Source organism: Vibrio sp. vnigr-6D03, assembly GCF_002835515.1.
Lineage (GTDB): Bacteria > Pseudomonadota > Gammaproteobacteria > Enterobacterales > Vibrionaceae > Vibrio > Vibrio penaeicida.
The window spans coordinates 1-20,721 of sequence record NZ_PIZL01000031.1 but is presented as its reverse complement, the minus strand read 5'-3'; the positions used below and the strand labels follow the sequence as shown (position 1 = coordinate 20,721).

General features: G+C 43.9%; 18 protein-coding genes. 4 read left to right on the top strand and 14 right to left on the bottom strand.

From position 1 onward, the window contains the following. Positions 1–40 precede the first annotated feature (40 nt). Positions 41–1,924, top strand: coding sequence for a DUF294 nucleotidyltransferase-like domain-containing protein (locus CW749_RS22680; RefSeq protein ID WP_101114674.1), 1,884 nt, complete (start codon positions 41–43; stop codon positions 1,922–1,924). Positions 1,925–1,935: 11 nt separating this feature from the next. Then, positions 1,936–2,661, top strand: coding sequence for a 3'-5' exonuclease (locus CW749_RS22675; protein WP_237322541.1), 726 nt, complete (start codon positions 1,936–1,938; stop codon positions 2,659–2,661). Between the two features lie 99 nt (positions 2,662–2,760). On the opposite strand, the gene CW749_RS22670 is transcribed toward CW749_RS22675, so the two are convergent. Next, the gene (locus CW749_RS22670) at positions 2,761–4,338 is read right to left on the bottom strand and encodes a BCCT family transporter (RefSeq protein ID WP_101114672.1); all 1,578 of its coding nucleotides are present in this window, start codon (positions 4,336–4,338) and stop codon (positions 2,761–2,763) included. A gap of 480 nt (positions 4,339–4,818) precedes the next feature. Here CW749_RS22670 and CW749_RS22665 point away from each other — a divergent pair, with 480 nt between their 5' ends. Then, positions 4,819–5,307, top strand: coding sequence for a MarR family transcriptional regulator (locus CW749_RS22665; protein ID WP_101114716.1), 489 nt, complete (start codon positions 4,819–4,821; stop codon positions 5,305–5,307). 71 nt (positions 5,308–5,378) lie between these two features. Here the strand turns inward: CW749_RS22665 and CW749_RS22660 are convergent, their stop codons facing one another. From CW749_RS22660 to CW749_RS22635, 6 genes are all read right to left on the bottom strand, one after another. Next, the gene (locus tag CW749_RS22660) at positions 5,379–6,035 is read right to left on the bottom strand and encodes a response regulator transcription factor (protein WP_101114671.1); all 657 of its coding nucleotides are present in this window, start codon (positions 6,033–6,035) and stop codon (positions 5,379–5,381) included. A gap of 74 nt (positions 6,036–6,109) precedes the next feature. Further along, complete coding sequence (locus CW749_RS22655) at positions 6,110–7,465, bottom strand: cache domain-containing protein (RefSeq protein ID WP_101114670.1); 1,356 nt, start codon at positions 7,463–7,465, stop codon at positions 6,110–6,112. 128 nt (positions 7,466–7,593) lie between these two features. Then, a complete protein-coding gene (locus CW749_RS22650; RefSeq protein WP_101114669.1) occupies positions 7,594–8,877 on the bottom strand; it encodes a TRAP transporter large permease subunit in 1,284 nt (427 codons plus the stop codon). Positions 8,878–8,892: 15 nt separating this feature from the next. Then, entirely contained in the window at positions 8,893–9,417 is a 525-nt protein-coding gene (locus tag CW749_RS22645; protein WP_101114668.1) for a TRAP transporter small permease subunit, read from the bottom strand. Positions 9,418–9,655: 238 nt separating this feature from the next. Beyond that, positions 9,656–10,753: a TRAP transporter substrate-binding protein gene (locus CW749_RS22640; RefSeq protein WP_101114667.1), complete on the bottom strand. Its 1,098-nt coding sequence runs from the start codon at positions 10,751–10,753 to the stop codon at positions 9,656–9,658. A gap of 522 nt (positions 10,754–11,275) precedes the next feature. Continuing rightward, entirely contained in the window at positions 11,276–11,644 is a 369-nt protein-coding gene (locus CW749_RS22635) for a MarR family transcriptional regulator (RefSeq protein ID WP_101114666.1), read from the bottom strand. 197 nt (positions 11,645–11,841) lie between these two features. Between CW749_RS22635 and CW749_RS22630 the strand changes: the two genes are divergently transcribed. After that, positions 11,842–12,516: a DUF2982 domain-containing protein gene (locus CW749_RS22630; protein WP_101114665.1), complete on the top strand. Its 675-nt coding sequence runs from the start codon at positions 11,842–11,844 to the stop codon at positions 12,514–12,516. A 13-nt stretch (positions 12,517–12,529) separates the two neighbouring features. On the opposite strand, the gene CW749_RS22625 is transcribed toward CW749_RS22630, so the two are convergent. From CW749_RS22625 to CW749_RS22595, 7 genes are all read right to left on the bottom strand, one after another. After that, positions 12,530–13,183, bottom strand: coding sequence for an MBL fold metallo-hydrolase (locus tag CW749_RS22625; protein WP_101114664.1), 654 nt, complete (start codon positions 13,181–13,183; stop codon positions 12,530–12,532). 88 nt (positions 13,184–13,271) lie between these two features. After that, positions 13,272–13,823 carry a DUF882 domain-containing protein gene (locus tag CW749_RS22620; RefSeq protein ID WP_101114663.1) on the bottom strand — a complete coding sequence of 184 codons (552 nt, stop codon included), beginning with the start codon at positions 13,821–13,823 and terminating at the stop codon, positions 13,272–13,274. Positions 13,824–13,934: 111 nt separating this feature from the next. After that, positions 13,935–15,476 carry a L,D-transpeptidase family protein gene (locus CW749_RS22615; protein WP_180958472.1) on the bottom strand — a complete coding sequence of 514 codons (1,542 nt, stop codon included), beginning with the start codon at positions 15,474–15,476 and terminating at the stop codon, positions 13,935–13,937. Between the two features lie 168 nt (positions 15,477–15,644). Then, a complete protein-coding gene (locus tag CW749_RS22610) occupies positions 15,645–16,763 on the bottom strand; it encodes a DUF1513 domain-containing protein (RefSeq protein ID WP_101114661.1) in 1,119 nt (372 codons plus the stop codon). After that, complete coding sequence (locus CW749_RS22605; protein WP_101114660.1) at positions 16,753–17,838, bottom strand: imelysin family protein; 1,086 nt, start codon at positions 17,836–17,838, stop codon at positions 16,753–16,755. The genes CW749_RS22610 and CW749_RS22605 overlap by 11 nt, the downstream gene beginning before the upstream one ends. Positions 17,839–17,850: 12 nt before the next feature. Further along, entirely contained in the window at positions 17,851–19,236 is a 1,386-nt protein-coding gene (locus CW749_RS22600) for a di-heme oxidoredictase family protein (protein ID WP_101114659.1), read from the bottom strand. A gap of 66 nt (positions 19,237–19,302) precedes the next feature. Further along, the gene (locus CW749_RS22595; RefSeq protein ID WP_101114658.1) at positions 19,303–20,562 is read right to left on the bottom strand and encodes an imelysin family protein; all 1,260 of its coding nucleotides are present in this window, start codon (positions 20,560–20,562) and stop codon (positions 19,303–19,305) included. Positions 20,563–20,721: the final 159 nt, after the last annotated feature.

Sequence of the window (20,721 nt, the reverse complement as noted above, 5' to 3'; positions counted from 1 at the left end):
TCAGCGACACCAGTAATAGAAGTTCAGCCAAGAGCGAATCATGCAAGCAGAAATTATAGAAATAAAATCCTTCATCTCTCAATACCCTCCGTTCAACGTATTGACAAAAGACCTGCTCGATAGTGTTGCAAACAGCATTGAAATATCCTATTTCAGGCAAGGCACACCTATTATTCATTTTGGCGATCACATCCACGATTTGTACCTAGTTCGAAGTGGCGTTGTCGAAGTCTACCGCCGGAATGGTGAACTTTATAACCGCCTCGATGAAGGGGATGTATTTGGGCAGATGGGTTTGCTAACCAACAACAAAGTTCGGTTCCCAGTCACCGCGATTGAAGACACCCTTGTGTACTGCATTCCGGAAGATACATTTCAAACACTTTACGATGAAAACGATAACTTTGCGGATTTTGTTGAAGTAGAGGATTCAGCAAGGTTGCGCCAAGCGGTATCAAACAACAGTGACGCGAACGATCTTACAACCTCTAAAGTTAGAACGTTGCTAACCAGAGAGCCCGTAACGATTTTCAGCGACCAATCCATTCAAGAAGCCGCGCAGCTCATGGCAGCAGAAAATGTTTCCTCTTTATTGGTGTTCCACCAAGAAACCGCTGAAAACGAAGAAGATGACAGCCCCTTAAAAGGCATTATCACCGACCGCGATTTGTGCACAAGAGTACTTGCAGCTGGGCTTTCGCCTGATTCCCCTGTGGCTGATGTTATGTCGACCGATGTTGTCTCTCTCGATCACAATGCTTATGTGTACGAAGCCATGTTGACTATGCTCAGATACAACATGCACCACCTCCCTGTAGTGAAAAACCACCAGCCACTCGGTATTATCGAAGCAACAGATATCGTGCGCTACGAATCCCAGAACTCTCTCCTACTTGTAAGCAGTATTTTCCAACAACAAACATTAGAAGAATTAAAAAGCCTTTCTGAGCAAGTTAAAGACAGCTTTGTAAGGCTCGTGAACGAAGACGCCAACTCTCATATGGTGGGCAGCGCTATGTCGGTCATTGGGCGAAGCTTCAAGCAAAGAATCATTGAAATGGCGGAAGAACAGTTCGGCTCTCCCCCTGTTCCCTACTGTTTCTTGGCTCTGGGATCTATGGCGAGAGATGAACAACTCATCGTGACCGATCAAGACAACGCCATCATTCTCGATGAAAGCTACGACGCAGAAAAACACGGTGAGTACTTCGAAAACCTTGCCACGTTTGTGTGTGATGCGCTGAACGAATGTGGTTACAACCATTGTACTGGCGATATCATGGCAACCAATCCGATGTGGCGTATGACCCGACGCGAATGGGAAGAGTGCTTTAATGATTGGATCGATGATCCCAACCCTAAAGCACTATTGAACAGCTCCATATTCTTCGATCTAGATGGGGTTCACGGTCGCACTAAATGGGCAGAGCAGCTCAACGGATATATTGTTCGACGAGCAAGAAAAAATAACCGCTTCTTGGCGTGTTTGGCTCGTAATGCCATCAATCGAACACCACCATTAGGCTTCTTCAAAAGCTTTGTGATGGAAAAAGATGGTCAGCACAAAAACTCCATTAATCTAAAAAGGCGTGGTACCGCTCCTCTCGCAGATCTGATTCGAGTACACGCTCTTGCTGTAGGCTCACGCTCTCAAAATTCTTTTGAACGCCTAGACGACATTATTGACGCCGGCATCCTGCCTAAGGGGAAAGGCGAAGATCTCCGTGATGCAATGGAGTTTATTTCAACCGTTCGTATTCGACACCAAGCACTGGATGTTGAAGCCATGATAGAGCCGGATAACAATATCGAACCAGACAATATGTCTGATTTCGAACGCCGTAACCTAAAAGATGCATTTCAGATTCTAAGCAACGCTCAGAATTTTTTGAAATATCGTTACCAAGCAAACACCTTTAAATGATAGGTAGTATTTTGAATCTATTTAGAAAAAATCGGCTCGGTCACTCTGAAAACTGGGTAGGTCGCTTTAAAGATAAAGCAAACACCGTCAGTGATGAACGGCTACGAAGTTTCTATGAAGCGGGTATCGTTGATGGGACGACACCGCTTTCAGAGGTTCCAATGGTTGCTTTGGATTTCGAAACCACAGGGCTGAATGCCGAAAAAGACGATATCATCAGCATCGGACTGGTTCCTTTTAACTTAAACCGAATTTTCTGCCGTCAAGCAAGACATTGGATCGTTCAACCCAATACCCCACTTGAAGAAGAGTCGGTTGTGATCCACGGTATAACCCACAATGACATATTGGGCGCACCCGACTTAAAACGCGTTCTTGACGAAGTACTGGATGCTTTAGCTGGTAAAGTCGTCGTTGTGCATTACCGAAAGATAGAGCGAGAGTTCCTTGATATCGCATTGAAAGAGCGCATTAAGGAAGGCATCGTTTTTCCAGTTATAGACACCATGGAAATTGAATCGCAAGTTCAAGATGACCACACCGCTGGCATCATGAACCGCTTTAAGGGAACGAAGCGACAATCGGTTCGGCTAGGGTCTTCTAGAGAACGATATGGGTTGCCGACCTACCCTCCGCATCATGCACTAACCGATGCAATGGCAACGGCTGAATTGCTCCAAGCGCAAATTCAGCATCACTTTTCAGGTGATACACCAATCGAAAAGATCTGGCTTTAAGCGCTCACTCAAGTAGAAGCAGATCCTGCTCAAAAATACCCATTAAAAAAGCTGCCGAAGCAGCTTTTTTTATTTCTTATGCCGACATTTCACATCAGCTTATCGATACGTTTTTTCCGTTTTCATACCCATCACAAGGCTGACACACATCAGCAGCAGGATAAAAGTAAACGGCAGAGCAGTAGAAATCGCACCGGCTTGCAACGCTTGAATGGCTTGTGTACCACCCACCCAAAGTAATGCCGCAGCAATTGCGCCTTCCATAAATGCCCAGAACACACGTTGCATTACAGGTGCATCCACTTTACCGCCAGCGGTAATGCTGTCGATAACCAATGAACCTGAATCCGAAGAGGTAATAAAGAACACCATAACAAGTACAATGGCAATCACAGAAAGCACAGTGCTAAATGGAAGCTCTTCAAACATCTGGAACATTGCCAATGGCACTTCTTTCAAACCATCTGTCCCTAACGCACCTACACCGTTGATCACTTGATCAATGGCTAAGCCACCGAAGACTGACATCCAAATCAAAGTCACCACGGTTGGAACAATCAATACAGCGGTCATAAATTCGCGCACCGTACGACCTTTTGAAACACGAGCGATGAACATGCCGACGAATGGCGACCAAGAGATCCACCAAGCCCAGTAGAAAACAGTCCAGCCTTGGAACCAAGCTTCGTCTTCACGACCGTGCGGGTTACTCAGTGGAATGATGTTTTCAACATACGCCATAAACGTTGTTGGAATAGAGCCAAACGCTACGGCATAGCCTAGAAGAGCCACAAAAATCAGCAGTACAAAAGCAACAATCATATTGATGTTACTGATAACTTTTACGCCGCCATCAATACCACGGAAAACAGAAACAACAGCAAGCAGTGTAACCAACACGATCACTGCGATTTGCAAGCCGATTCCGCCATCCATGCCAAACACATGGTTAATACCACTTGCAGCCTGTTGAGCCCCTAAACCTAGCGATGTCGCCAAACCAAATAAGGTCGCCAGTACGGCAAGAATATCAACAACGTGACCAGCCCAACCCCATGCTCTGTCGCCTAAAATAGGATAGAAAATTGAGCGAATAGAAAGAGGTAAGCCTTTGTTGTAAGCAAAGAAAGCTAATGAAAGCGCTACAATGCCGTAAATAGCCCAAGGGTGAAGACCCCAATGGAACATTGTGGCACCCAGCGCCAATTTAGCCGCTTCTGGTGTGTTTGGTTCAACGCCAAGAGGTGTTTCATACCAACCGGTAAAATACGCGACGGGTTCTGCGACACTCCAAAACATCAAGCCGATGCCCATGCCAGCCGCAAATAGCATCGCGAGCCAAGACATGAAGGAGTAATCTGCTGAGGCATTTTCACCACCAAGACGGATCTTACCGAATGGTGAAACAATCAATGCGAGGCAGAAGACTAAGAAAATGTTACCCGACCAAATAAACAGCTTGTCAAACATGCCGATGATTTGCCATTTCAAACCATCAAGTGTTGATTTCGCAGTTTCGGCATCAGAAACTAAAACAGCAATTAAAAATAGAATGATCAATCCGGCACTGGTGCCGAAAACTGGATTATGAACATCAAATCCCCACTTCTGTACGTTATCTTGACCAACGGTGTAGTCGGTACTGTCGATGCTGTACTTGTCGATTCCTTTTGTCATATCTCCTCTTTAACCTTGTAACAGGTTCGTTAGATTAGAACGCAATTCACCAACATTCAGAACAGGAATGATTAGTGAACAGAACAGTTCATTGTTTTAAATCTCACAAACCCTAACCAAATTGAACGTTCAAAACCAGAGATAACTCTAAAAACCTGCCAAAATCTCAGATTTCACATTCCAAATGCTTATTTTTGAACCAATCAATACAGCTATTTGTTTTGTAGTCTAAACATTCGTACTCGTATCACATTGTGCAGGGTTCAGTACTTTATCCCCAAAAAGAGTGTTCTATCATTTATTTTGGCGTACCCAAGCGACGTAACTTAGGTATACTCAACACAATTATGCTAAAAACCTTAAGGTGTCCTCGCCTTTAATAACGACGAATAGACGTCGCAAATAGATATATCTCACTGTATAAATGTGGGTGATAATGCAGATTACTCTCACCTACAACACTGGAACGGAAAGAATAAGTTGGAAAAACACGAAGAAGTTCTGATAGCGATGCGCCAAATCATTCGGGCGATCGACTTACATTCAAAAAAACTTGGTAAAGAGTTGGGGTTAACCGGACCACAACTCATTCTTATGCGTTCTATTCGCGAGCTTGGTGAAGTCACTATTCGCGAACTGTCGAACAATACCAACATGAGCCAAGCTACAGCGACGACTATCCTTGATCGCTTAGAACGTAATGGTTATGTAGAAAGGAAGAGAAGTGTGAGTGATAAACGCAAAGTGCACGCATACCTCACAAATGAAGGCAATGAAATTTTAGAAAAAGCCCCTCTCCCATTGCAGGACAACTTCATTGATCAGTTCCACAAGCTGGATGAGTGGGAGCAAAGCCTACTGCTGTCTTCTGTTCAACGTATCTCATCAATGATGAATGCTGAAAGCTACGACGTAGCCCCAGTTCTTGAGCTAGGCAGCATCACGAAAAACGAACAGCCTGTTGGTTAATCAGAATTATTTATAGAGCCGAAGCGAGTGGTTCCACTCGCTTTTGTATATCTAAATGTTACCTACGCAACCTAGTCTACCAACCCTTTCTCTAACGCATATTTAGCAAGCTCTGCTGTCGAGTGAAGATCCAGCTTGTGTTTAATATTTTGCCTATGCGTTTCTACAGTTCGGTAACTAATGTTTAGTGCGGATGCTATTTTCTTACTGCTCTGCCCTTCCGCCACCAGTTTAAGCACAGCTTCTTCTCGTCGACTTAGAGGGTTGGGTTTTTGGTTAGCAGGCATAATAGGCTGAGTGAACAAAGTTTGAGTAACCGACTCACAAAAATACGTTGAACCCTGAAAAACCGTTTTTATCGCCTGTACCATCTTTTCTGCCGAAATCTCTTTCAGCATGTACCCCACTGCACCAGCTTGCATGACTTTCATGATGTATTCACGGTTATCATGCATCGTCAGCATCAGGACTTTTACATCAGGATATTCTTCCTTAAGTAGCATGGTGGCTTCTATGCCGTTCATAACGGGCATGCTTACATCCATCAAGACAACATCTGGTTTTTCACGCGAGACAGCTTCTATCGCTTCAACACCATTACTTGCCGTCGCAATCACGTTAATCTCTTCTTCCATTTCTAGACGCGCCAAAAAACCATCCAATACCACTTGGTGGTCATCAACGATAACAATGTTAATAGCCTTACCTTGGCTTACTGCTTTTTGCATTCCATTCATCCAGATAAATTAAAGTTGCGCTGATATCTCTTAAGGATAGTTTCACGGTTAAAGCTATACAGTATTTAAATCAAGACCAACACCGTAATTTCTGTACCGTAATTGGGTTCGCTAAAGAGCTCAAAATCTCCCCCAATAAACTCTACCCTTTCCCGCATATTTCGGAGCCCTATCCCTTTAGCTCTCATCGTATCGCTCACCGAAAAACCGCGTCCATCGTCACGTATCATTAGCTGAACTTGATCGCCAATTTGGTGGACAATCACTTCAACTTTAGTGGCAAACGAATGTTTCTCAATGTTCATGAGTGATTCTTGCACAACACGATACAAGGTTGTTGTTACCTCAGAGTTCATTCTCGACAACGAATTGTCGATATTGTATTCCACTTGAATCTCAGAATGATCTTTAAAATCCTGAAGCAAAGTGACTAAAGCCGCTTGCAGCCCTATATCATCCAGAGAACTCGGGCGCAGGTTATGAGAAATACGGCGAACTTCATTAATGGCAGTGACCATCGAAAGCTGTGATTTTTCTAAGTGTGCCAGAGTTTTATCATCAATATCAGGGACTTTTTGTTTTAATTTGTGCGCTAACAACTCTAGATGACACTTACAAGACACCAAGAGTTGGTTAATACCATCATGAAGCTCTCTTGCTAGGTGCTTTTTCTCGTCTTCTTGAAACATAACGGTTTTATGCGCCAGCTCTTTTAAGTTTTTATCCGCTATACGGTGCTCATGCCAATTGACCGCAAGCGTCAGCACAACAATCACAGCTACTGTGACACTCAAGATAGATATAGTACTAATAAACGTTGCTTCTATATTTTCATTTATAGACGCTTCCATTTGAGCAACTTCCAAATGGATATCCTCTATATATAACCCGGTGCCCACCATCCATTCCCACTTCGACAGCCAAGCGGCGTAACTCAGCTTAGGGACAATTTCATTGGTGGAAGGCTTCTGCCACAAATAGTTTGCGAACCCACCTCCGTTGCGAGCCTGATCAATCAAAGATACAATCAGTAAATTTCCATTTTCATCTTGCATATCTATCAGGTTTTGACCGATCAACTCAGGAAGGATCGGATGAACTAAATTGACGCCCTCTTTATCGTATGCAAAGAAATACCCATCCGAACCGTATCTTAGTCTGGTTAGGATTTTTTTTACCTGCTCTTTGGCATCGTCGTCGTCTAAGGACTCGTCGGTGTATACATGATGAATTGCATCAAACGCTAGGTCGAGTTTATCTTTCAACGCGTTTTCGCGAGAACGGATAAGGCTTGTGCGGAGGGTTTCTACCTCTTTCAAACCCAAAGCTTTTGTTTGATGTATCGAGATCCAACTAATGCTGGCTGTAACCAAGATTAGTGGTAATAAAGTGAGCAAAATCAGTTTGGCTCTAAGAGGCATTCTATTCCCTCTTTCACCCAAGCGTTGAAACTATTTGGGGATAACGTTTAACCTGCCTCTGACTGTATCAGAGGCAGGTATTAAGTCCCATTCTTTCAATGAAACAAGCGATAGCAATAATCGTGAGATCACATTCCGTAGAAAGAAGGGAAAGCAAGGATTGAACCTAAAACCGCAACTTGAATGGCGATAAAAGGCATCACACCGCGGTATATATCCCTCGTTGTGACTCCTTTCGGAGCAACCCCTTTCAAATAGAATAGGCTAAAACCAAATGGCGGAGTAAGGAAAGAGGTTTGTAGGTTCATCGCTATCAAGATAGCAAACCAAACCATGTTGATGCCCATTAGCTCGGCAACTGGCGCCAATATAGGAACGATGATGAAACAAATCTCTACAAAATCGATGAAGAAGCCCAAAATCAGAATCACCAACATAGTAATGATTAGGAAGCCCCATTTTTCACCTGGAATTTGCAACATCCACTCTTCAACTAAGTAATCACCACCCGTGTAAGTAAACGCCATAGAAAACGCCGTTGCACCGAGTAAGATAGCGAAAACCATCGCCGTCACTTTAACGGTTTCTTTCGACGCCTCGTACACCATGCTCCAACTAAATTGACGATATAAAAGTGCCAAAACTATCGCACCTGCACCACCAAGCGCTGCCGATTCTGTAGGCGTAGCCACACCAGCGAAAATCGAACCTAGAACAACAACGATAAGAGCCAAAGGAGGAACAACGGCTTTTAGCGCTTCTATCACCTCTTCACGGCGAGAAACAGATTCATCACGATCAATAGGCTGCGCTGCATCTGGGTTCATTTTTGCGTAAATTAAGATGTAAACAATATACGCACCCACCAACACTAAACCAGGAATCACAGCAGCTTGGAATAAATCCCCTACTGGAACCCCTAATACATCACCAAGAAGAATCAATACGATAGAAGGTGGGATAATTTGACCTAACGTGCCCGAAGCACAAATGGTTCCGCAAGCTAAGCCTTTGTCATACTTATATTTAAGCATGACAGGCAAAGAGATAAGTCCCATAGCCACTACCGAAGCACCAACCACACCGGTAGAAGCTGCAAGCAATGCACCAACTAACACTGTTGATATCGCGATACCACCGCGTACGGTACCAAACAGGCGCCCCATGGCTTCAAGTAGCTGCTCAGCCAATTTGGTCTTTTGCAGAACAAGCCCCATGAAGATGAACAGCGGTACTGCCATCAAAACCGTGTTCTGCATAATGGATTCTATGCGATACGGCATAAAGGCAAACATTTCTGCGCCTTCAGCCCACACGCCAAAGAGCAGAGCAATACCACCAAAGGTAAACGCGACAGGAAACCCTAATAGCAAAGCCACCAGCGCAACCAGAAACATGACAATTCCAATCATAAAAATACTTCCTTGTTACCTGGTATGAGCTGGGCTTGGGTTAAAAATCTTATTCAATGAGTTAAGCAGTAAACCAATGCCGCTAACCGCCATGAAGAAGAAAGAAACTGGGATGACTGCTTTAATGATCCATCGATACGGCAATCCGCCGGGATCACCTGATGTCTCTCCTAGAGCATAAGATTCTTTGGCAAAGTCGATGCCATACCACGCAACAAGAAGACAAAAGGGAAATAGGAAAAAGAGGGTGCCCAAAATATCGATGATCGCTTTAGCTCGGTAAGAAAGGCGCTCGTAAAAAATATCGACACGAACATGCCCACCCGCTTTGAGTGCGTAGGGTACACCCAGCAAGAAAACAGCAGAAAACAAATGCCATTCCATCTCTTGGAAGGCAATGGATACATCGTTAAAGGCATACCGCATTACAACGTCGTAAACAACATTAAGCAGCAGTAATAGAAATAATATACTGGAGATCCAACCCAGCACATCGCTGATACGGTTAAAGAATCGTTCCATGTAAATGAGGCTTCTCATTCCATACTCCTTGGAAAGACAAACGGAAGGTCAGGGTCTGACAAATCTCTACGCTGACAATAGTACTACGTCGACAATCTAAGGGGGGCGTAGAATCGAAGTAGACCCTGATGTTTCTTGGGCTTATGTACTCAAATCACTAAAGCATTTTAGCTAAAAGGGCTGAGTAAAAGCTGGGTGATGACTCACCCAGCAGCAGGTTGTTTGACCTACTTATCTTTAGGGTCTGTTGACTGAATTATTGTTGTGCCTGACTGTTCAGGTAAGCACGGTGTGAAATGTCAGTCCATGAGCGAACTTGCTTCAAGTAATCCGCTTGAGATTTTTGAATCTCTTTTGCAAGCTCATCACTTTCAGCGTGTTTCGCTAACAAACGATCATTCGCTTCACGCAATGCACTCATTACTGATGCAGGGAAATCTTTCACCTGAACGTTTGGATATTCAGACTTGATTGTTGACCAGTTTTTACCACTTTCATGCGTTGCTTGCGTGTACATATCGTACGCCGCTGTTTTCATTGCCACTTGAAGGATAGCTTTCAAGTCATCTGGTAGACGTTTCCAAGTTCGCTTGTTCACAAGGAATTGAAGCTCTGAACCTGGCTCATGCCAACCTGTGTAGTAGTAAGGTGCAATTTTGTGGAAACCCATTCGTAAATCCAACGATGGACCAACCCACTCCAACGCATCAATGGTGCGGCGCTCTAATGAGGTATACAGTTCACCTGGTGCAATGTTTGTAGGCTTCGCTCCTAGCTCTGCAAGGATTTCTCCAGCAAAACCTGGGATACGCATTTTCAGACCTTTTAAGTCATCAACCGAGTTGATCTCTTTTTGGAACCAACCACCCATCTGAATATCTGTGTTACCACCAGGGAAAGACATCAAGTTGTGCGGTGAGTACACCTTATCCATCAACTCCATACCACCACCATGGTAGAACCAAGCATACTGCTCTGCTGGTGTCATACCGAAAGGCATAGACGTAAAGTAAAGTGTATTAGGCACTTTGCCTTTCCAATAGTACGAGCCAGAGTGACCCATGTCATATTGACCCGATTTCACCATATCGAAAACACCAAGTGGCGCTTTGTGCTTGTTCGCGGAGTCAATACGAATCTGTAGACGACCGTTAGACATTTCTTCGGCCATCTTAGCCATGTTCTTGGTCGCATCACCGAATACTGGGAAGTTTGGTCCCCAAGTTTCAGCCAGTTTTAGTCGATACACTTTGTCCGCCGCGCTTGCGGAAGCTGCCACCATTGCAGCACATGCCGCAGCAGCGATTAAAGTGCCTTTTAGAGTGCGTTGAATTGATTTTTTTAAGAGACTCATTGTTTCACGTCCTATGTTGTGTTTGCTCACAAACCATCCCTGAATGGTGTTGCGAATATACCCAAGTGACCTCTACATCCAGATGTTCTTGTTACCCATACCTTCTCTTCACCAAAAACGTTAAGAAGTCAGGCTAGAACCTTTCCGGATCTCACTTGGATTACACAACAATGCCCTATTACAACCCATTAACCTATTAGGGTGAGCACGGACGTAATTATTTACACTGAGAGCATATAGAACTTTAGTCTTACGTATATATACGTAATCCAATAGGCATCTTTAATTATAATACTTTTTATTTCAATAGGTTGAGAAAGGTAGGATTTGACGCATTTAGGAAATGCACGTACGAACTGTCGCGTTTTTTACGTTAAATTAATTAAACACAGAGAAAGCAAAAAGCCCCAAAACTGGGGCTTCATCACGAATTGAATCGCTAATTAGTCTCTGCTTTGGATAAGAACAGCGTAATTTATGGCGCTAAATCGAGACTGAGTGTATATCCAGAGTTGAGGTTATTTATACTGGCTTGTAAACAACTTTGTTGCCTGCCAATTGCTCTTTCACTACTAGGCTTTCTTCTAGAAGTTTTTTTAGAGCACCTGTTGCCCAAGATGCCGCTTTCGCGTCTTCTTGACCAGCTTCTAGGCCAATCCCTTTAGGGTTAATGCCTTCTGGGTTCTTTGCAACGATATCCAAAACACTCTGTTGTTTTGGCGTTAAGCTAACTGTGGATTGCGCTTTTACAGCTGGCTTTTCCACTTTTGCTTCAACGGCTTTCTTAGCAGCAGGCTTCTTTACTTCAGGAGCTGCTTTAGCCACATTTAAAGTCGCTTTGATGCGTTTTTGCAGTTTAGCCTGCACTTTACGTTTGTGAGCGAGTCTCATTGGGTTTTCTCCATTTCACTGCTATACCGCGCAGTGGTGAAAAATTTGAAGCGCGATTTATACCAAAATCTGACACTAATTTGTAGCCTATCGGGAACTTTCAACGTAAAAATGGGGGAAGACCCGCCGAAAGGCTATTATTTAAGCAGAACCTGAGGCTGGAGCTATCACTCAAAGGAATTGAATAGAGCAACATTATGAATACCGTGCACCTAACCAACATACCGTTCAGTTATTACTCGCCTACTGGAAAAGTAGTGATGGCACTGGCAACACTGATTGCCTTTTTTCTGCTCGTATTGTCACCGGGTATTCAGCAAGCTTTACTGTCACTTTTTGGTCTTCTAATCTTTTTTGCTGTCACTCACTTTCTTATTGAAAAGAGTAAAGTCTCTTTCACCCTAACCGCGACCCATTTTCAACAACACATGTTTAAAGGGGGCTGGGTAGTCAAATGGAACAACATTAATCAGATCGGTATTTGCACCTACGAAAAAGAGGGGTGGCACCAACCTATTCCTTGGATTGGTATCAAGTTAAAAGACTACGAACCCTATCTCGATAACATATGCCCGAGAATCAGCACACAGCTGCTTTTGGAACAACGGTCTTTACTTTATTTAGGGATGAAGCAATCAGGAAAAGAGAATACACCCTTTGAAGATGTGGTCTTGGATTCCAAGCATTTTGTCACTCCCACCGGCTTTAAGTACAAAGGATTACAGGCAATGCTAGCAAATAGAATGGCGTATCAACGTGAAAATTTTGGATACGATATTTTTATTTCTACGTCGGATTTAGATCGAAGTGGCGATGAATTTGTCGGCTTAGTTAGACGGTATCTAGCGGCAGCCGACGAGGAAAACATTTAAGCAATCACCGCTCTTAATAGAGCGGCATTTCATCTGCAACAAATGGGTTGGTTGCTCTTTCACGCCCAAACGTTGATTCAGGACCATGACCCGGGACAAATTTCACGTCATTGCCTAACGGCCATAGCTTTTCTTTAACTGAACGTATGAGAGTATCGAAATCACCTTGTGGGAAATCCGTTCTTCCTACACCACCATTAAACAGCACGTCGCCGACGAATGCCGTCTCAGACGCGTAGCTATGGAAAATAACGTGCCCTGGACTGTGACCAGGAGTATGGAAGACATCAAGCTTCTCTTTACCAAAGGTGACAGTGTCACCCTCATTTAACCATTCAGTTGGTTCAAATGCTTCAGTTAATGGAAACCCGAACATTTGGCTTTGCCCTTCTAGACCTTGTAACCAGAAGTTATCGGCTTTGTGCGGTCCAATGATGTCAACCTTATGGGATTGCGCTAGCTCTTCAGTGCCGCCAACGTGATCTAAATGACCATGAGTGAGAACAATCTTTACGACTTTAACGCCCAACTCCCTGATTGTCGCTTCCAGTTTTGGCACGTCGCCCCCAGGATCAACCACAATGGCTTCCATGGTTACATCGCACCAGACAATGGAACAATTTTGTTGGAAAGAAGTGACAGGCACCACTCTATATTGAAGGCTCATTTTCCTTACCTTGTATAGACTTAAACTGCCAAGAACTATGACATTTACCTTAAATTTTTACAAGCAAAGAGACGGGCTGAAAAGAAGGCTACCAAGCCCGAACGGGACCAGTATCAATATGGATAAAATTACTTTTAGGGTAATACCCTACTCCACCCGCTTTTAAGGAAAGTGCCGCTTTTTTAACTTCGGACAACCGAACGCCATCCAATCTAAAATCGATCGCTCTTCCTTGCATGTGGTAACTTTTTTTAGCGACCGCTTTGGATTTTTTACGTAACGCTTCATTCGTTGTTGGCGATCGGTAACCAGAAATAATTTGAACTTCCGATTCGCTGCCAATGATGCGCTGAATGGCATTTATCTGATCGAATAAGGCTCTATCCATTGCATGCACTTCATTTCGACGATGATCACGGCAAAAACGGTTTATGAGAGCCATCTCATCTGACACATACTGTTTGCCATCAAAATAGCAAGACTCAAGCAATTCACCTGTATGAAGGTTATTGAGTACCAATGTTCTTGGCTGATTTGCATATGTAGCAAGTGCTGAAGGAGTAAAAGGAAGAGTTGCCATAGCACCAACTAAAACGGTACTGCGTAAAAAATCTCTGCGAGTGAGTTCTCGTGTTGTCATCTCAATGATCTAGCGCGGTTTGCAAAGTCGCGACAGTAACCACAATTGATATAACCGTCAATTAGCCAGCAGCTCAAATTATTGACGGTTGGACCTAATAGTAGTGGTTAGTTATTGAGCAGAAAGATTTTTATTTAAATTGATCAAATTTGTAAGTTTAGCGTCAAAATTTGAACTACGACTCAGTTGGTCGTATTTGTACACATCACTGCGATATTGAACTTGCCCGTTTTCCGTCCATACCGTTTGGTAAATAATGGAAACAGGTATCCTCTCTTTTAATGCCACCGCAACCGTTTCTTCTCGGCTTATTCTTTCATGATGGCTGGGGCGCATTTTGGAATGGGTGTTTAACAAAAGGTGCGCAAAATTCTCTGCAGACTCAATACGAATACAGCCAGAACTGAATGCCCGTCGAGATTGAGTAAACAACGACTTAGCCGGCGTATCATGTAAGAAGATCGCGTTCTTATTTGGGGTATTGAATTTGTATCTACCTAGTGCATTAAATGGCCCCGAGGTTTGACGCATGCGATAAGGAAATTGCTTAGGGTCAATGCTTGCCCAATCTATCTCTTTTGGATCGATCAACGTCCGATTGTGCCAGCTTTCTACAATCTCGTAGTTATGGCTGGTCAAATACGATTCCTCGTTGATGACCTTGGGTAATATGTCTCTCTCCATGATTTTACGAGGCACATTCCAACTCGGATTCACAATCACTGAATCCATTCTGGTATCGATCAAAGGCGTCTTCCTTGAAGGGCGACCGACAATCACATCAGAAGAAAAGGTTTCTTTCCCATCTAACCAGTACGACATGGAGTATTGAGGAACGTTGACCAGCACAATGCGATCTCTTTGAAGCGGCCAGATACGCAACCGCTGCGCATTCAATGCGATGAGTCGAAGGCGTTCCTCAATTGACACGTTAATCCATTTGATCGTTTTAGGCCCAATAATGCCATCAGGATCTAAACCATGCTGCGTTTGAAACTGTTTGATCAGTACTTCAAGGTTGGCATCGTATCGTTTATCTGCATTGTTTTGAGTTGAAAGATCTACCGACGACACGTCGTACCTCAACACCTCAAGTCGATTAAGCAATACACGTTTATGTGAAAGCTTATCTCCACGACGAGCGTATCGTCTCTTTTGGGTGTAATCACTCAAATAGATGTTAAGCCATGGCTTGAGCTCACGAATCGCAAACTGATAGTTGGAATATAGAGGGGATTGCGGTGCCAGAGATGAAATAAACTCAACCAACTTGTCCTGAGATAACGCCACACGAAACGCATTCAAATTGATTTCAGAAGGAAGAGGCAGGGTTGCAGGTACTCTTCCTCCAAAAAACCACCCCTTCCCCATAGATTGAGCCAACTCTGTATAGCTGATGTAATTCAAGAGTGTGTCTGTCGCCAGAACATCAAACTCTTGCCAGCGATTGTGGTAGCGAGCTTCTTTAAGTGCCATCAACCTTTTATAAAAAAGCTCACTTACATCCGACAGTGCTAGGTTTTCTAACTGAGATTCAAACGCAATAATCGCATCGTATTGAAACCAAATAGGTTGGTATTGATATTCGTGGTAAAGCGAAGTGATGGCGTCTTGATGCGACAAAGTCACCCCTATTGGGGTTGAGCTGTTCACCCATGTTGCAGCGTAATAATTGTTCGCTGACGAATAGTACGGAAGCATAGCTATAAGTATGAAAAAACAGCACTTCTTCAATCCCATAGCCAGCCTCACTTACTTTAGTTTCTAATATATGTGTTCCTAAAGTATGGCAAAAAATACTGTAAAAACTTGTATCAGTTTTTAGATTATCGCCGACCAGTGGTTATCCCAATGAATACCGGATGAATATTTTTTTTCATCACCTTGAACTGGTCGTGAAATCACCTTTCCTGCACCTGAGCTTATTTTGAAAGAATTGTTATTAACAACAACCCCCGAAGCATCAGGAAGTGATTCAATTTCCAATAATTCTCCAGTTGATATGCGCCATATTCCATAGCAATTCCCTCTTGGAGATGTAGCTAGTACCCAATCACCCGCCACTGCGATGCTCGCGATATAGTGATTAAAGCGCGCCCACTGCTCAGGTTCTGCGTTAAATTGAACCATAGGTTGACCTAATCGGTGTGCCGCGAGCAGAGCTGGATAATCATCTGGTGAACCACGATACTGTTGCCCACAAAAAACGAGACCTTGAGTATGAATGGAATCATCAATTCCATAGGCTAAATGGCGAATACTTAACTTGTTATCTGGAAGCGATACTTGCTCTAATATTTTGCCTTCAGCGCTTATATAGGTAAGCGATGGCGACATCGTTTCGAGGTTTAATGGTGTGCGCCCATTGGTGTGAACCCCACCGACTCCCACCGCTAAATTGCCGCTAGGTAACATAATGATTTCGTGAGGGCCTAAGCCAAACCCTGTGAACTCAGAAACCTTTTCGAAATTTCTAGCAACGTCATAAACGCCAATGATCCCTCGACTTGAGCCTTTTTCCCCTTCCGTGGCATACAGTAATTGCCCATCAGGAGAAAACACGCCGTGCCCATAAAAATGACGCTCAGGTTTCGCTGCTACAATCGGCAACATGTCACCAGTATGAAAATCAAAAGGCTGGAAGAAAGCACCTGGTCTGCGACCAAAGACCACTGCCAATGATCCATTTTTATGGATTGCCACACCATGGCCTCTTGCAGGAAGCGGAATCTGGTGGATTGGGCTACCTTCTATATCTGCTACCGTCGCAAAGTATTTATCGCGGTTTAGAATGGAGCATCCTATCAATGCAGGCGAATTCAGGTCAGATGAAGAGTAGTGCGTTTGCCCTCTTGATGAGCAAGCGACCGTTAAAAATGGCGCAGAAGCACCAAATAAGGCTGCTTTGAGCAGCCTTCTACGTGTGTGATCAGTCACCATCAGTTGCGTTAAACCCTACTACTACACCCAATTCAATCGCGACCTCTTCATGGATCAGATATTTCAAATGATCCAATTTATTGTATTGCGCCAACGTGCTTTGATAGCCTTCTTTTGACTTTAGTTGTGCAAATAAGCTTGCATCTTCCGGCCATGTATCAAGCGTGAGTTCAAACTGCTCAACAATGGCATTTGCAAGAGCCTCTCTTCCACGTTGTCTCAATTGATTGTCGAGACCATACCCATGTGCCAAGTACAGAGACTGCAGAGCCTTTACGTTTGCTTTTAGGTTTGATAGCGACGTTTGTGAGCGCCAAGATTCCGAAAAATACGGTCGAGGATTGCCAATCTTAGCAAGCGGTCTGCTCATCTTTTTCAAGCTATATTCCAACTGGTTCGACAGTAGGCTGAGGTATTCAGAGTTCCACTTGTTGCTATCCAATGATCGCCACGGGTTTTCTTCCCATGCCTGCGCAATCACTTGGGCTCGGTTAGCAATGTTTTCACTGATCGCCAAACCACTCTGACAAGTCTTGCCTTTATCCGTTGAAATTGGTGATGCCGAATCATATAGCAACCACTCAATGGCTCCTAAACCTTGAACAGTCACGCTTTTTGTAGAGATTTCTTGAACTGTCCAGACTTGGTTTGACTTCACTAATGCAGACATTTTTCTGCCCGTCGTGTTCTTTTTATCTGGCCAAAACTGCATATTCCAACTTTCATTTAATGCATCTTCAGGACCTCGTTCTTGTCCTTGTAATGCCATCCAGCTGATCATGGTGCTATGCCAAACAGACTTAAGCGCGTCCTCACTCAAATCCTGAGAAAGACAGTATTGTTGCCAACTGAGTGCTTGAAGTTTACTTTCTGCAAGCAGTAAAAACGCCGCCTCTTTTTCAACTTCATAAACGGCTTCACTTGCATGGCTACCCGCGTAATCTTTTGTTGCTGGGTCATAGGCAACGGCTGAGCCGTTATCGCCGCTCTGAACCATAACCGCTTGAGGGCTCTCAGCATCGTTGGACTGACACCCAGTCAAAGCAAGCAGACATAAACTCAATGTTTTTTTCATGTTTCGCCTCAATTACAGTGAGTTAAGGAACGCGACCAAAGCTTCACGCTCTTTTTTCGACATATTTAGTACTTTCTCTTGCGCTGGTTTTGCTTCCCCACCATGCCAAAGTACGGCCTCCATAACATTTCTGGCGCGACCATCATGTAAGAAATTCGTATGCTTATTCACTTCTTGTGTATAGCCAATACCCCAAAGTGGTGGTGTTTTCCATTCACGACCATTTGCAAGATACTCAGGTCTGTTATCTGCAAGCCCTTCGCCCATGTCATGCAATAACATATCAGTATAAGGATGAATGGTCTGTTCGGATAATGCAGGCAGGCGATCATTTTTGGCCGTTTTAATGTTTACAGCATGGCAAGATTGGCATCCCGCTTCAACGAATTTTGCTTGACCTAATACGACTTGAGGATCTTTTACATTTCTGCGAATCGGTACAGCTAAGTGTTGAGAATAAAATTCGACGAAGTTAAGGATTTTCTCACTCACTTCTGGTTTTCCACCATGAGGTAAGTCGGCACAAATAGACTGTGCACTGGTGCAGTTTTCATTTGGGAATAGCGCACTCGTTAGGCCTAAGTCGCCGTTAAAAGCGGCCGCATTCTGCTGCATAAGATTAGGTTGACCTGCTTTCCAGCCAAATCGACCCAATGCATAATCGTTTGCCGCGACGTCCCATACGCGGTTTGCTTTCCCTGAAATCCCATCTTTATTTTTGTCTTCAGGATCAGCCATCGCTTGGATAGTCTCTTCCGGAATCGCCTCTAAAAGCCCTAGGCCAATCATTGGTGGCGCAATTCGAGCAGAAAGCTGTGTATCTGGGTGCATTGGACCATAATTTAGGTTTGTGATACTTAAATTGGGTTTTCTTAATACCACTTTTTCACCATCGGAAAACGCCACTTCTACATCACTGTAGGTAAGTTTGATTTTCCCTTCTGGCTTGGCGTCAGGAAGACCAAAGTCTTGTAGCTGCCCGCCGTATGTAGGTTCAGGAACAATACCATCGCGTATGAACTGTTGTTTTTGTTCTGGAGTCATCGCCGGAATACTTAACCTAACTAACATGGAAACGGCATTTTCTTCACCAGGCTCTGGCGGGTGGCCGCGTCCATCTTTAATGTGGCAGTTTTGACAGCCATTGGTATTAAATAAGGGACCTAAACCATCTCGAGCATCTGTTGAAGCTGGTGCTTGAACCCACGGGTTACGGAAAAAGCTGTTACCGACACTGAAATCTAGACGCGATGTCATGGGTAGGTTGTTAGCAGGTAAAGAAAAGGCATTCGAGCCATCTTTCTTCACACTGGTGCTACCGCCAGACTTGGTATCGTACGCATAGACGCTCGTTGCGATTAGGCTTGAAACAATGGTAGGAATTAGAAACTGCTTCATTCTTGGCTTCTCAAGTGTAAAAAGGGCTCATAAAGAGCCCTTGGATATTTTTATAATAATGTGCGATTAAAACTCGTGGTCAGCAGTATCTGGGTTAAGGCTATCAATGCCAATAATGTTAGCAGCACGCTCAATAGAACCTGTCTGCGTCACAAGAGACATGATGGTGTCGTTAACCAATGCATTACCCTGTGGGTTATTAGATGCAATCAACTGATCAAAGTGTTGGTTGTTTTTCTCTGCAGAAACAACCAATTGACCAACCTGAGCACGCGCCATATCAAATTGCTTCTGAATTTCTTTTGCTGCTTGCTTGTCTTTTTGGGCAACTAAGTCATAAATGCTAGGACCTGAAACAAGCTGACCATTTTCACGCTTGTACAAGCCAGTGAAAACGTTGTAGATACCTTGTTCGTTGTAGTAGTGAGAGTTATGAGTGTTATCTGAGAAACAATCGTGCTCGTCTTCCGTCGAGTTTGCTTCTAGTGCAACTTTCATACGCTCACCTGCGAGCTCACCAAGAGAAAGTGAACCCATACCGAATAGCATCTTGCGCAAGCCGTTGTCTGCTGAACCCGCTAGAAGTTCTTTACGGTAGTTGTCTGATTGATTTGGAGCCCACTGCTTTTCCATCCACTCAAGATCTTGGATTAGAAGCTGAGATGCTGCTTTCAAGTAATCGCGGCGGCGGTCACAGTTGCCGTTTGTACAACCGGAACCGTCAACAAAATCGGTGTATGAACGTTCGCCAGCACCAGAATTAGTACCGTTTAGATCCTGACCCCAAAGCAAAAACTCGATGGCATGGTAACCAGATGCAACGTTTGCTTCAGATCCACCAATCTCATTTAGATCGGCAATCAGCTTAGGTGTAATCTCACTCGCGTCAACGACTTGAGAACCTACCTGAATTTTAGTATTTGCAACGATGTTAGCCTGCGCACCTTCGTTACCTAATTCATATTGGTAGTCGCTTGTCACGTAATCGATCAAGCCTTCATCTAATGGCCATGCATTCAACTGACCTTCCCAGTCATCAACAACAGCGTTTCCGAATCGGAATACTTCTGTTTGTTGATAAGGTACACGAGAGTCGATCCAAGCTTGACGTACAGATTCCAAAGAGGTTTTAGAAGGGTTTGCTAGGAATTGGTCAATGGATTGATCGAGGTTCTTGGCAGTAATGGTCGCATCAGAAAAAACCGCGTGAGCGAGGTCTGCGTAATGCTCTACTACTTGGCCTTTAGTGACAGCCGCAATTGACGCACCACTGGTCACAAGAAGTGAAGCAGTAATGGCACGAGCAATGAGTCGTTTTGAGATCATGGAAATCGTCCTTGTTGAGCAAAAAATTGTTATATGTGATTAGTAGTGCTAATTATTATCATTTGCACCTAGATTTCGATCATACAAATTTACATTTTAATTTCAAGCGACAAAAACGAAAAAACCCCACATCTGTGGGGTTTCAGATTGATGACGAAC